The 13,096-nt window shown below is 58.6% G+C and carries 10 protein-coding genes; 7 read left to right on the top strand and 3 right to left on the bottom strand.

The genetic code is table 11. The features are described 5' to 3' along the window. The first annotated feature begins 67 nt into the window (after positions 1 to 67). The 3 genes from D8V06_RS10595 to D8V06_RS10585 all read left to right on the top strand — a co-directional run bounded on the left by D8V06_RS10595 (position 68) and on the right by D8V06_RS10585 (position 3,048). Positions 68 to 961 carry a LysR family transcriptional regulator gene (locus tag D8V06_RS10595; protein WP_056855465.1) on the top strand — a complete coding sequence of 298 codons (894 nt, stop codon included), beginning with the start codon at positions 68 to 70 and terminating at the stop codon, positions 959 to 961. A gap of 85 nt (positions 962 to 1,046) precedes the next feature. Continuing rightward, entirely contained in the window at positions 1,047 to 2,513 is a 1,467-nt protein-coding gene (locus D8V06_RS10590) for a nucleobase:cation symporter-2 family protein (RefSeq protein WP_130905619.1), read from the top strand. Positions 2,514 to 2,574: 61 nt separating this feature from the next. Beyond that, complete coding sequence (locus D8V06_RS10585) at positions 2,575 to 3,048, top strand: LEA type 2 family protein (RefSeq protein ID WP_130905620.1); 474 nt, start codon at positions 2,575 to 2,577, stop codon at positions 3,046 to 3,048. A gap of 17 nt (positions 3,049 to 3,065) precedes the next feature. Here D8V06_RS10585 and D8V06_RS10580 read toward each other — a convergent pair whose 3' ends face one another. Next, positions 3,066 to 3,989 (bottom strand): carbon-nitrogen hydrolase family protein, encoded by a 924-nt coding sequence (locus D8V06_RS10580; RefSeq protein ID WP_056855467.1) that lies wholly within the window; start codon positions 3,987 to 3,989, stop codon positions 3,066 to 3,068. An 84-nt stretch (positions 3,990 to 4,073) separates the two neighbouring features. Between D8V06_RS10580 and D8V06_RS10575 the strand changes: the two genes are divergently transcribed. Continuing rightward, positions 4,074 to 4,982, top strand: a complete 909-nt coding sequence (locus tag D8V06_RS10575) for a LysR family transcriptional regulator (RefSeq protein WP_130930935.1) — start codon at positions 4,074 to 4,076, stop codon at positions 4,980 to 4,982. Positions 4,983 to 4,986: 4 nt separating this feature from the next. On the opposite strand, the gene D8V06_RS10570 is transcribed toward D8V06_RS10575, so the two are convergent. Next, complete coding sequence (locus tag D8V06_RS10570; protein WP_056855469.1) at positions 4,987 to 5,241, bottom strand: hypothetical protein; 255 nt, start codon at positions 5,239 to 5,241, stop codon at positions 4,987 to 4,989. 163 nt (positions 5,242 to 5,404) lie between these two features. Here D8V06_RS10570 and D8V06_RS10565 point away from each other — a divergent pair, with 163 nt between their 5' ends. Beyond that, a complete protein-coding gene (locus D8V06_RS10565; protein WP_056855470.1) occupies positions 5,405 to 5,722 on the top strand; it encodes a DUF883 family protein in 318 nt (105 codons plus the stop codon). A 57-nt stretch (positions 5,723 to 5,779) separates the two neighbouring features. On the opposite strand, the gene D8V06_RS10560 is transcribed toward D8V06_RS10565, so the two are convergent. Next, positions 5,780 to 6,820, bottom strand: coding sequence for an Ldh family oxidoreductase (locus D8V06_RS10560; protein ID WP_056855471.1), 1,041 nt, complete (start codon positions 6,818 to 6,820; stop codon positions 5,780 to 5,782). A gap of 219 nt (positions 6,821 to 7,039) precedes the next feature. On the opposite strand from D8V06_RS10560, the gene D8V06_RS10555 reads away from it, so the two are divergent. After that, complete coding sequence (locus tag D8V06_RS10555; RefSeq protein ID WP_130930934.1) at positions 7,040 to 11,854, top strand: DUF6543 domain-containing protein; 4,815 nt, start codon at positions 7,040 to 7,042, stop codon at positions 11,852 to 11,854. 192 nt (positions 11,855 to 12,046) lie between these two features. Then, positions 12,047 to 13,054 (top strand): FecR family protein, encoded by a 1,008-nt coding sequence (locus tag D8V06_RS10550; protein WP_056855473.1) that lies wholly within the window; start codon positions 12,047 to 12,049, stop codon positions 13,052 to 13,054. Positions 13,055 to 13,096 lie beyond the last annotated feature (42 nt).

Genomic DNA, 13,096 nt, shown 5'->3' with positions numbered 1-13,096 from the left:
TGCCGCGTCGGATACATTGGTGAAATATCACGTTTATTAACCTGACATTACCCGGGAGTAATGTTTGATGCTCGGTCAACTCCACGATGTGGACCTGCAACTGTTGCGTCTGTTTGTCAGTGTGGTGGAGTGCGGCGGCTTCAGCGCGGCGCAGGGCGAGCTGGGCTTGAGCCAGTCGAGCATCAGCCAGCAAATGGCCAAGCTCGAGACTCGCCTCGGCTATCGGCTGTGCAGCCGTGGCAAGGGTGGCTTCAATGTCACGCCCAAGGGCGAGCAACTGCTCAACGCCACGCGCAGCCTGTTCGAGTCCATCGAAGCGTTCCGTCACCAATCCAATGGCGTGGCCGGTCGCCTGATCGGCGAAGTGCGCCTGGGCTTGTCCGAAGCGCTGGATCAATCGGTGCTGCAACGGGTCGCGGAGGCCATCCGACGCTTTCGCCAGCGCGACGAATCGGTGCGTATTGAGTTGATGAGTGCCATGCCCGGCGAAATGGAACGCCTGCTGCTGCAACAGCGACTGGATTTGGCGATCGGGTACTTCTCGCAGATCCAGAACGCTTTTGATTACCGCCAACTTTTCAGTGAAACCCAGCATTTGTATTGCGCAGTCGGCCATCCGCTGTTCGCCGATGCAGCGCCGGATGACCGGGCCCTGCAAGCCTGCGACCGGGTCGATCACCCTTACCGCTTCCTGCGCAGTGACGAGCCCTTCCAGGGCAAACTGTGTTCGGCGCGGGCAGAACAGGTCGAAGGCACCCTCGCCTTTATTCTGTCCGGCAAGCATATCGGTTATCTGCCCAGCCACTTTGCCCGTGCTTGGGAAGACAAAGGCCTGTTGCGCGCGGTGCGCCGCGAGGAAATGAGTTTCGACGTGGCGTTTCATCTGGCCAGGCATCGGGCGCTGGTGCCGGGGGATGCGCAGAAAGCGTTTGAAGAGGATTTACTGGCGGCTTTTGCCTGAAGGTTCTTTTGCCGTGATCGGACCGTTCTGGCATCCTGCGCCTCCATTTTCCGACCCGGTCCCGCCTCCCGGCACGCAAACCACCATGACCTCCCCAGAAAAAACCCCGCGCAATAACGACCTGATCTACGGCCTCGACGACCGCCCTCACCTGACGGCTACCGTGTTCGCAGCCCTGCAACATGTGCTGGCCAGTTTCGTCGGCATCATCACCCCGACGCTGATCATGGGCAGTGCCCTCGGCCTGCAAAGCGAAATACCGTACCTGATCAGCATGGCGCTATTCGTTTCCGGCCTGGGCACATTTGTTCAGGCGCGACGCTTCGGACCGGTCGGTTCAGGCCTGCTGTGCCTGCAAGGCACGAGTTTTTCGTTCATCAGCGTGATCCTCAGCGCCGGGTTCATGGTAAAGGCCCGGGGCGGCGGCACCGATGAGATTCTCTCGACGATCTTCGGCGTGTGCTTCTTCGCCGCGTTCATCGAAGTGGTGCTGAGCCAATTCATCGGCAAGCTGCGTATGCTGATCACCCCGGTGGTGACGGGCACCATCATCACCCTCATGGGTTTGTCGTTGATCAAGGTCGCGATGACCGACATTGCCGGCGGTTTCGGCGCGCCTGACCTCGGTGCAGCGAGCCATCTTGGCCTGGCCGCACTGGTGCTTGGCACTATCGTGGTACTCAACCGCGTGGACGTGCCGTTCCTGCGCCTGGGGGCAATCGTCATCGGCCTGACCCTTGGCTATGTCGTCGCCTGGCTGCTGGGGCACGTCGATTTCGCCAGCCTGCCTGCTGTGCCGTTGATGAGCGTGCCGGTGCCGTTCAAGTACGGCTTCTCTTTCGATTGGGTCGCGTTCGTGCCGGTGGCGGTGATTTTCCTGGTGTCGCCACTGGAAGCCGCCGGTGACCTGACCGCCAACTCAATGATCTCCCGGCAGCCGGTCAAAGGCCCGGTGTACATTCGCCGGATCAAATCCGGATTGCTGGCTGATGGTCTCAACTCGGCGATGGCCGCGGTGTTCAACAGCATGCCGATGGTGACGTTCGCGCAGAACAACGGCGTCATCCAGCTGACCGGCGTGGCCAGCCGTTACGTGGCGTTTTTCATTGCTGGTTTGCTGGTCGTGCTGGGGCTGTTCCCGATGATCGGCGCCGTGCTGCAATTGATGCCAAAACCGGTACTCGGAGGCGCTGAACTGGTGATGTTCGGCACGGTTGCCGTGGCCGGGATCAAGATCCTCGCCGAAGCCGGTCTGCATCGGCGCAACATGCTGATCGTGGCGATTTCCATCGGCATGGGCCTGGGTGTGGCCGCGGTGCCGGAAGTCTTGCGTGAGCTGCCGAAGGCGCTGCACAACATCTTTGAATCGCCGATCACCGTCGGTGCATTGTGCGCCATCGTTCTGAACATCTTCCTGCCGGAAGAATTCATCGAGCTGGAAGAAGACGATTTCGATCCTGAAGCGTCGATTCTGCAGGTCATGGAAAACCCGGATGTCCCGGCCAAGAGTGAACCCGCCAGACCTGCGGTTGTCGCACAGTTGAACAGCTAGGCAAATGCTCAAGGGCCGAGCCATTGCGGCTCAGCCCTTTTTTACTTGTGAGAGCACGTCCATGCGCAGCGTCCACGCCGTTATCCTTTCCCTGTTGTTACTCTCCCTCAGCGCCTGCGCCCTGCTCCCGAATCGCGATCCGTTGAACATCAATGTGGTTGGCATCGAACCTTTGCAAAGCCAGGACATGGAGATCCGTTTTGCGGTGAAGATTCGTGTGCAGAATCCCAATGAGGGCTCGATCAGTTTCAACGGGGTGGCGCTGGATCTGGACATCAACGGCCAACCCTTCGCTTCCGGTGTCAGCGATCAGTCGGGTTCGATTGCGCGCTTCTCCGAAACCGTGCTCACGGTTCCCGTCAGCGTCTCGGCGTTCTCGGTGCTGCGCCAGACCTTCGGCTTGAGCAAGACGCAGACCCTGAACAACATGCCCTACATCCTGCGTGGCAAACTCGCCGGCGGCTTGTTCGGCACCATGCGCTTTGTCGATAGCGGCAAGCTCAGCCTGCCAGGGCCGGCGACGGGCAGCCGGTAACGCTGCAGATGCAGAGGCTATGAAGCAAAGCGCACACCCGGTTTCGCTCGCTCATCCACCGTCAACTCGAACACATCCGGGCGCGCATAGTGCCCGACCACGTCGTAGTCGTAACGCGCGCGGATCAAGTCGTCCGTGTCAATTTCGGCGGTCAGCAAACCGCGACCACCACGCAGCGGACCGGCCAAAATATCGCCCATCGGCCCGACAATCACACTGCCGCCAGCAATCAATGGCCGGTCCGAAGGCCAATTGGCGACTTCCAGGCCCAAGGCCTGTGGCGAGTCCTGAACCTGACAAGCGCTGACCACAAAGCAGCGCCCCTCGTGCGCGATGTGCCGCATGCTGACTTGCCACATTTCCCGCTCATCCACCGTCGGCGCGCACCACACCTCCACCCCCTTGGCGTACATCGCTGTGCGCAACAGCGGCATCATGTTTTCCCAGCACACCACCGCCGCGACCCGCCCGACCTGGCTGTCGATCACCGGTAACGTCGAACCATCGCCCTTGCCCCAGATCAGCCGTTCGGTGCCGGTCGGCATCAATTTGCGATGCTTGCCGACCAGTCCCGCCTGCGGATCGAAATACAGCGCAGTGCAATACAACGTGCTGCCCGAGCGCTCGATGACGCCGATCACCAGGTTGGCGCCGGTACGCGCTGAAAGCCCGGCCAGCGCTTGCGTTTCCAAGCCCGGCACGTCGATGGCGTTGGCAAAATAACGGGCAAAGGCTTCGCGCCCTTCCGGCAGTCGATAGCCCAATTGGGTGCCGAACCCTTCACCTTTCGGATAACCGCCGAGCAGCGCTTCGGGCATCACCACCAGGGCGGCGGCGGATTCGATGATTGCACTTTCATACGACAGAATTTGCTCCAGCGTGTCGGCCTTGCCGCCGGGCAAGGCGCCGATTTGCAGCGCAGCAACGATTGACTTGGGCATCACAGTAACTCCAGCGGGGTCAGATGTTGCTGATTCTGCGGCGACACGGGATCATGAATAAAGCCCAGTTAGCTGCTGAATGATATGAACCAAATGAATATCAGCGATATCGATCTCAATTTGTTGAAAGTCTTTGAAGCCCTGCACGAAGAGTCCAGTGCCAGTCGAGCGGCGCTGCGCCTTGGTGTCACGCAATCGGCGGTCAGTGCCGCATTGCGGCGGTTGCGTGAGGTGTATGGCGACCAATTGTTTGTCCGAACCGGCCGGGGCCTCGCGCCAACGCTCAAGGCCAATCAACTCAAGCCGGTGGTCAGCGATGCACTGAATAAATGCCGGCAGAGCCTGGCGATGGTCGATCCGACTACCCACCATTACGACGGACGCTCGGTGAGTATCGGCTTGTCGGATGATTTCGAGATTGCCTACGGGCGTCGGCTGATAGAGGAAATTGCCCGCTGCGCGCCGAAGTTGCGCCTGATCTTTCGCCAGACCCACAGCCAGATCGTCGCTCAGGCCTTGATGGAACGCAGCATCGATCTGGCGATTGCCGCCGGCGGGTTCGCCGAACGCTTGCTGAGCCGTCAGGTGCTGGGGGAAGGAAGTTACTTGTGTCTGGTCGACCCGCTGAGCCTCAGCGAGGGCCAGCAGACCATCAGTCTGGAGGAGTTCGTCACCCGTGAGCACATCCTTGTGTCTTCGGGGGGCTTTATCGGCATTACCGATGAAGGGCTGGCGGCAGTGGGCTTGAGTCGCCGGGTGTGCGCCTCGACCACGCACTTTGCAGCACTGCCGCATCTGCTCAAGGGCAGTCAGGCGGTGGCGACCATTCCGGCTCACGCGGCCAGGAGCATTGCTGCGCTCAGCGGCCTGACATTGCTGCCTTGCCCCTTGGCATTGCCGCGCTATCCGATCGAGCTGGGCTGGCGTACCAGCACCCAACCAGACCCGGTGGTGCTGAAAGTGCGCGAGGCGATCGTGGCGAGTTTTATGTAGCGACTTACTTGTTGGCGGCCATCAGGCGATTGACTTCACTGCGCACCATGTTCGAGTACTCCGGTGGCGACATGCCGTCCAGCTCGGCACGAACCCACTCGGCCCACTTGCCTTTGCGTTTAGCACGTTCGCCAAACAAGCGCGCCGCTTCACCCTTGGCTTTGCCCAGGTTGTTTTGCCAGAGTTCGAACAGACGGGATTTTTCATCTTCAAGCGCAGCGCGCTCGGCGAGGGATTTGTCGGCCAGATTGAAGCTCATGGGATTTTTCCTGCTGCATAAAATAGGCGACATCTTACACTGTAGGATGAATCGTCCTGCGCTGGATTTCCTTGGAATCGGGCTGACGCGAGAAATCGCTGCAACTTTTTCCAGTGCCGAGGACTCCATTGTTCACTGTTCACCCACTGCAAGGAGTACTTCAATGGCCCGGAAAACCGCCGCACAGGCTGCCGATGAACAAATCAAGGATCAAGCCTTCAGCGAGCTTCAATCGCTGATCGAAGAGTCGGAAAAGCTGCTCAAAAGCAGTGCCTCACTGGTCGGTGAGGAAGCAGAGACATTGCGTGGGCAAATCGCCCTGAAACTCCAGCAGGCCCGGGATTCGGTGACCAGCGTACGCAACCGGACACTGCCTGCAGTCGAGGCCACTGAAACCTACATCGGCGGCCACCCTTGGCAGACGGTTGCGGTATCGGCGGGTTTCGGCCTTGTGGTGGGGATGCTCCTGGCACGCCGCTGATCATCAACCTGAACACAAAACCTGTGGGAGCGAATTCGCTCCCACAGGTTTTTCAGATCAGAGCCCTGCCAGCTCCCGCAGATCCGCCAGTGTCTGCTCATCGAGTGCGATGCCGTCGGCTTGCGACTTGGCCCGCTGATAGTGACGCCGATCACCCGGCAATCGCTTGAGCCCCACACCGTGCATCTGTCGCACCAACTCCTGACTGCGTTCGGCGAAGTTCTGCCCGGCGGCTTTGCTCGGGTCGATGACGATCAACAATTGACCGGTCCAGGGAGTCTTTGCGCCCGGGTGATTTTTCCAGTCGAACTCGAAAGAAAAATTACCCCCGGTCAACGCCGCCGCCAACAGCTCCACCATCATCGACAGCGCCGAGCCCTTGTGCCCGCCGAACGGCAACAACGCGCCACCTTCAAGAATCGCCTTCGGGTCCTGGGTCGGCTGACCGAGACTGTCCACGCCCATGCCGGGTGCCAGGCGCTCGCCCTTGCGCGCAGCGATCTGAACATCGCCGTGGGCGATGGCGCTGGTGGCCAGATCGAACACGATTGGCTCGCCGTCAGCCCGAGGGGCAGCGAAGGCAATCGGGTTGGTGCCGAACAATGGTCGATCGGCACCGTGGGGCACCACACACGTCATGCTGTTGACCACACTGAGCGCCACCAACCCTTCATAGGCAAAGGGTTCAACGTCCGGCCAGAGCGCCGCGAAGTGGTGGGAATTACGGATCGCCAGGACCGCGATGCCCGCGCTGCGAGCCTTTTCTATCAATAGTGGCCGAGCGGCAGCCAGGGCCGGTTGCGCAAAACCGTTTTTGGCATCGACCCGGACAAACCCCGAAGCCACATCCTCGACCGTCGGAACAGCCTGGCCGTCGACCCAGCCGCTCTTGAGCGTCGAGACATAGCCAGGCATACGGAACACGCCGTGGCTGTGGGCGCCGTCGCGCTCGGCACCGGCGCAGTTTTGCGCCAGCACCCGCGCGACATCGGCCGAAGTGCCGTGACGCAGGAATATCTTCTCAAGCAGTGCCGTCAGCTCATCGAGTGACAGGTTTTGCGAGACAACAGTAGACACATGTTCGTGTGGCGCAGACATCTGAAGCTCCAGACTAATTATTGGAGGGGGCTACAGCGTACGTAGAGCGCCGATTAACAACGCGCGGCGTATGCGCTGTCAACCCTTCGGTGGTGCCTGTTTGCATGAACATGGACCTGTCGTGCGTTAACTATCTACCACCCGTACCGCAGCCGCGGCTTTTAGTCTCGACGCTCCATCCATTGGCGCTCTGCGCAGTGCCTTGTTCGAGATTCGATAATGCCTGTACCTCCAGATCCACTGTTTTTCCCCGAAGCCCTGCAGTCCCCCGGCCGTTGGACTGAACTGGGCAATATCCACGGCCTGGCGCGCAAAGATTTCGAATGGTTCAAGCACATTGAACTCACCAGCCAGACCCTGCGCAGTCGTCAGTCACCACCGATGCTCGTCGAAAGAATACTGATAGGCACCTCCGACCAGGTACCGGTGCCTCTTGCCGGCTGTTTCGTGTTGAGCCCTTCTCCGGATACCAACGGGGCGATCGTTTATACACCCTACGCCGGCATTCAGAAGTTCTACAGCCGAGCAGCCTTGACCGAACACCTGGTACAAAAACTTGGCGACGCTGACGAGGACGATAACCTGCTGGCCTTCATGTCCCTTGCCCAGCGCAAGACGCTGGCGGAGGCTACCAGCGTCCAGGTGACTTATCAGACGATCGATGGCGATGTATTCGAAGACCAGGGTGCTGCCATTCGCCAAAACCTGGCTGTGAATGATCAGGCACTCATCGACGAACTGGTTGCCCTGCCGTCCCTCGATTCATTGCTCGACACGATAATTGCCGACTTGCTGGCAAACACGCAGCCCGGGCTCGATCAGCGTCAGACCCGGGCAGATTTTTATCTCGACGCCACTGTCGGCCAGACGCAGAACACCTTTGAACGCTTGAGCAACTCCTTGTCACTGAAGGCTGCGGTGCTGTCCCATTACCGCAATCAACAGTGGCCAGCGGGTCAACATGTCGAGTTTTCTCACCCGCAGAAAAACGCCAGCAGTTCCGACCAGCAACATTGGCAATCTGCGGTACTTAGCGCCTCCAGCAAACTGCTGCCCCTGCTTTTCCAGCGCTTGGAAGCCTACTGGGAAGCACCCGCGGCCGGTGACGGTGCAACGCGCAGGTCACTCTTCAGCAGGGCCCTGTGTCAGCAGGCACGAGCAGATATTTTGCTCAAGCGTGAGGCGAAGATCATCAGCCCCGACCAAAGCCGTGCCCTGCACACTTTGTTTCAACCAACCGCCACCACGCACACCGTTACCCTGGAGACGGTGCGCCTGTGGGAGCAGCAAGCCAACTTCGTGGAATTGGCGGGCTCGCTGATGATCAGCCACTCGACTGCCTACCTTTACACCCCGACCCAGGGATTACAGGTACTGAAAGACTATCAAGACTTGAAAGCGACGTTGATGAGCAAGTTCAGCGCCAGTGGTCACGAGGATGAAGTCTATGGCCTGCTGAGTCTGGGCGAACGAAACAGCTTCATCGGATTCGATCAGCCGCAAGTCTCCGGAGAGGTCGTTTACGGCCCGATATTCACGGTTCTGTTCGAGGCAATCATCACCAAACAACGGCAAAACATCGAATACGCCTTGCAGGTTTTCCGTCACAGCGACGGCACGGTGAACCTCCATGCCCTGTTCGACAAAGCGCTGGATATACGTTCGATGATCAGCGAACGCTTGCTCGCGCTCGGCACCGATGGTCGCTGGAGTACACAGCCAATGCTGGTGGGCAAGCAAAAACCCTCGGCGGTGCGCGGCGACACCGCGGCGGCCTACGTGAAAACTTTCACGGCTGTCGAAACACCGATCAGCACAGACTTCGCCGCCCAACCGATCACTTCACTGGCGTTGCAACGGCTCTATCTGGAGAAAATCAAACCGAAAATAGCCCATGCCCTGTCCGTCGGAGTTGGCGGGGAAGCCAGGCTGCGGGTGCTTGATAAAACCTTGCGGACGGCAGAACAGTCCATCGTCGACACGGTGTTCAACCCCGATCAACCGGATCGCAAAAGTCGCCGCGCACTCAATGGATTCCGGCCTGACGCCTACACGCTGATGATTGAATGCAGCGGACAGAAAGAGCTGCTGCCCTTGGCCAATTGCGTGCTGCTGACCGAGCGTGGCGGACTTGATAACCAACATTCGGGACGCGTCATTTTAAGGTCCCCGGCAGCAGGACTCGAGGTCTTTGATTCGCTCAACCGCGCGAAACAGGTACTGAACCGACGCCTGCTCGACCCTCGCATCCGTCTGGAGCTGCTGGAGAACCTGTCCCCCGCCCTGCGTCAATTTCATCAACGCTACTCAATCCACGCGTTGCGGCTGATCGAAGGCAACGTGATGGAGCACCTCACGCAATCATCCATCGAACACTTTCTGGCCACTTGTGAGCAGGTACGCTCGCGCAAGCTTGCGCAGGCCAAAGAGCGCAAGGCACTTGGCGAACTGACGAAAAACATCATCGACACCAACTTGCCCAGGGCCGCCAGTATCGCCAAAGCCATTTCACAACAGCAGTCCTTACCCGCCTGGCTGGGCATGGCGCCCGTCGAAGAGCAACAGTTGCACATCGAATTGCTGGAGCAGTACCGCAACAGCGTTACCGATGACAAAGACTATCTGCATGGAATACAGACGCTATCTGACTACACGCGCGAGCGGTTGAAGTCATTGCTTGCCAGCCGGTTTCCCGGGACGTCGCTCAGCCCTGACGACATCACAATCACCCCCAACCTGGCGTTGGCCGGCCCGCCTCTGGCCCTGACCGATTTCGCCCTCAATCACGTCAAGATTGCTCAAGGCACGGGCTTCAAGATCACATCAACCACGACCACCTCGCTGCCCGAGGGACTGAACCAGAGCGTTGTTCAACAGTTTTTGCAGTCCCTGAATATCGAGAGTGACTTTGCAAAACGGGTGGCGGATACATTGACCGGCGCTGACACTGAAGAGTGTAAACGTCGTTTTGCCCAACAGCTTCCTTGGCAGCTCTTGCAGCATGCTCACGCATTGAAGTTGCAACAGCGTCTTTCCAGCGAGGCATTCGATCTGGTCAGCCAAGTGCTCGATATGCCGGACGCCACCGCTCGAGCCTCGGTGGAAGGCGCGCACGCTATCGTCCGACCGCTCGAACTGATCAAGACAGCGGGGGCTGCTGCCATCAAAACCCTGGGACTGTATTTGATCAGCCCTGGTGCCGGCCATCACGGGCCGCATGTCCTGTATGCGCCATACTTTGCAGGCTCGGCTTTCAGCGAGTTTGAAAGCGAGGCCAAAGTCGTTGCGGCGATCAATACCCCCGGTTCATTCCAGGACCTGGTGATTCGGCGATTACCTGAAAACCAACAATCGATCTTCAGTAACCTGCTCAAGTCCACGATCGGCGAGGAAAGCGAAATCACCCTCGCCTCGTCTGCCATTGACGGCAATCTGTTGGATAGCTTGTTCAGCGACAATGCCAGCCTGTTGCAGCGAATGCTCGGCAGCCGATCGCTTGCCAACGGCCAGTCGGATTGGGAGGCCGTCAAACATCTGTTCAGCTCCGGTCTCAAATTGGCGTCCGGTCTGTTGCCGGGCAAACTCGCCTATGTGCAGTTCTTATGGCAAAGCTTCAAGGATTTCAAAGCCTCCGCCGAAGCGTTGCAGGACCACCATTGGACGCGGGCCTTGCAGGCGTTTATTGCCGGTACGGTACAAATGGTCTCCTTGGGGCGTTTGTCGCTCGAGAATGAACAGCTGACATTGCAGGAATCCAGCGAAACAACACCGGTCATCACCGCCGTGACTAAACCGAAATGGTCTGAGATCAAACTGACGTCTGCCTCACGCACTCAATTGCAAACCTTCGAAGCGTCGACCGTGTCCCTGAAAGATCTGAGCAAAAATGCCGTCGATGGCACCTACCTCAATTCAGTCGACAAACACCGTTACGCGCCCATCGCCGGCAAGGTCTATCGCGTCGATAAACCCGCTGCGGTCTGGCAAATCCTCAATGCCAGCCACGACGGGCCCTATCTGGCGAGCACATCGACCCGGCAATTGGTGCTCGACCCCGACGTGCACACCGTGCATTACGGAAAAGCCCTGTCAAAAATGCGTAACGACTATGTGGCGAGCCTCGAAGCCAGGCTGGTACTGAACATCGAAGCGCGGGGCATGGCAGCCATCCGCGCCAATCATCCGGAAAAGGCCCGCATGATTGTGCAGGCCATCGACCTGGCGCGCTATTACGCCTTCAACAGCCTGCACAATCTGGCGCAACAAAGGCAACTCACCAGTGGCACGCGCCTCGACACCTTTCTCAAGCGTTTTTTTGATGTCAGCGCCGTCGACACCGCCCTGCTCGATAAAATCAAACAGGCGATACTGCCGGTGTGTACGGCACTGGTGGATCCGGACGAAGACTTGATGAACACCGAGCGCTTTGTCGTCGGTTCGAACAAATACCAGCAAGCCAATCTGATCGCGTTCGTGGTCAATGATGACGCAAGCAACCATGTGCATTTCACTGAAAGGTTCTTCGATCAACAACTGGACTGGTACAAGTCCTGTCTGACTGAACCCTTTGATGTCGATGGTCACAGCCAGGCAGCCACGCTGATTCACGAATTTTCCCATCAGTTTTCAAAAACCCTGGATATCGCGACCCTGGAGGCCCGGCGGCCATTTCTCGATCTTGTCGCACCGATCACCGGTTACGGCCGGGCAATGAAGCAAAGTCAGACGAAGTTTCAGCGGGAGGCGTTGTCCCTGAGCACCCCGAAGGAGGAACTCTTCGCACGCTGGAACAGTCGCTTGCAGTCATGGATAAGCCTGGATTCGATCCCGGGTTCGACTCACATTGGCAAGGAAATCCTCACTATTGCGGGCACCCGTACCATGGCAGCAGCCCGCGATGCGTTCCTGGATCCGAGTAACGCAGAGAAACGGATCGACATCATTTTGCGCAATGCCGATTCGATTGCCTTTCTGATTTGTGAAATGGGGCGGCAGCTCGACCCGCTTCCATCCACTTCCAACACGTCAGCCTGATCTATTAAACATGCGCAGATCCGCCGGGTCTGCCCGTGAATGTTTTTTCACACTGACGACGAATAAAACCTGGCGTCCCCGTGTTTACGGGCATCCCGGTAAAAATAAACACTCTTTGATGGTTAATTGCCATGACCGATGTTTCTCGCCGGCCGCCCTCAAGGTTAGAATGGCGCAAATCAGGATGAGTCAATGACCGACCACTCTCTCTCCCAAGACGAATACGACGCCATCACCGATGCCGCAGCGCATTGGTGCATGCGCTTGCACGCCGAAGACTGCACCGCGCAGGAGCGTCTGGCGTTCGAGCAGTGGCGCAGTGCACACCCGCTTCATGCCTTCGAGTACGAAGCCATGCTGGAAATCTGGGATGTCGCGGGGGATTTGCCTCGTCCAGAGCCTGCTGTCGTCGTGCCGATGGTGCCCGTCAAGTCACAGTCTCCATGGCGCACCGTTGGCATGGCCGCCGCCGTCTGTGCACTGGCACTGCCGCTGGCGGCCTACAGCGGCTGGAATCTGGGCTGGCTGCCCAATTCATACCAGCACTTTGAAGCGACCAACAACATACGCCAGGTCACTTTGAATGACGGCAGCAAAGTCGAACTGAACCTGGGCAGCGAGCTGACCTACAGCAATTACAAGGATCGTCGTCAGGTCACTCTGAAAAAGGGCGAAGCGTTTTTCAGCGTCAGCCATGACACTGGCCACCCTTTCGTGGTCAAGGCGGCTGAAGGCAAGATCCGCGTCACCGGTACCAGGTTCAATGTCTGGATGTATGAAGACCAGGTCAAAGTGAATCTGATCGAAGGATCGGTGCTGGTCAGCAGCAATGATGACCTGCCGGGAGATGGTTTGAGGCTTGGCCCGTCGATGCAGGCCAGTTACCGCCAGGGCGATTACATTCCGCAGATCAGCCAGACCTACGACAACGATAACGCGTTGGCCTGGCTCAACGGCAAGTTGGTACTCGATGACCTGGCACTCAACGATGCGTTGCCATTGATCAACCGCTACCTGGAAAACCCGTTGATGGTTGCCGACCACAATACCGGCGCGATCCGGATTGGGGGTATCTACAACATCAAGGAACTCAATAGCCTGGTGGCCACCCTGCCCAAGGTGCTGCCGGTCTACCTGACCCGCAACAAAGAGGGCAACCCGGTCCTCAACTCCATCCCGCAACAACCGCCGAAAAGCTGAAAGGCCGCATCCTTTGCCGAGTGCGGCCTTTCATTCAACGGT

It is taken from the genome of Pseudomonas sp. Sample_24 (assembly GCF_004307605.1).
In the GTDB taxonomy this organism is placed as follows: domain Bacteria; phylum Pseudomonadota; class Gammaproteobacteria; order Pseudomonadales; family Pseudomonadaceae; genus Aquipseudomonas.
The sequence above is the reverse complement of the archived record's forward strand: the minus strand, read 5'-3'. Positions and strand labels throughout refer to the sequence as shown.

Coding starts and splice junctions, on each gene's coding strand:
- D8V06_RS10595 (WP_056855465.1), top strand. CDS start 68: ATGCTCGGTCAACTCCACGATGTGGACCTGCAACTGTTGCGTCTGTTT.
- D8V06_RS10590 (WP_130905619.1), top strand. CDS start 1,047: ATGACCTCCCCAGAAAAAACCCCGCGCAATAACGACCTGATCTACGGC.
- D8V06_RS10585 (WP_130905620.1), top strand. CDS start 2,575: ATGCGCAGCGTCCACGCCGTTATCCTTTCCCTGTTGTTACTCTCCCTC.
- D8V06_RS10580 (WP_056855467.1), bottom strand. CDS start 3,989: ATGCCCAAGTCAATCGTTGCTGCGCTGCAAATCGGCGCCTTGCCCGGC.
- D8V06_RS10575 (WP_130930935.1), top strand. CDS start 4,074: ATGAACCAAATGAATATCAGCGATATCGATCTCAATTTGTTGAAAGTC.
- D8V06_RS10570 (WP_056855469.1), bottom strand. CDS start 5,241: ATGAGCTTCAATCTGGCCGACAAATCCCTCGCCGAGCGCGCTGCGCTT.
- D8V06_RS10565 (WP_056855470.1), top strand. CDS start 5,405: ATGGCCCGGAAAACCGCCGCACAGGCTGCCGATGAACAAATCAAGGAT.
- D8V06_RS10560 (WP_056855471.1), bottom strand. CDS start 6,820: ATGTCTGCGCCACACGAACATGTGTCTACTGTTGTCTCGCAAAACCTG.
- D8V06_RS10555 (WP_130930934.1), top strand. CDS start 7,040: ATGCCTGTACCTCCAGATCCACTGTTTTTCCCCGAAGCCCTGCAGTCC.
- D8V06_RS10550 (WP_056855473.1), top strand. CDS start 12,047: ATGACCGACCACTCTCTCTCCCAAGACGAATACGACGCCATCACCGAT.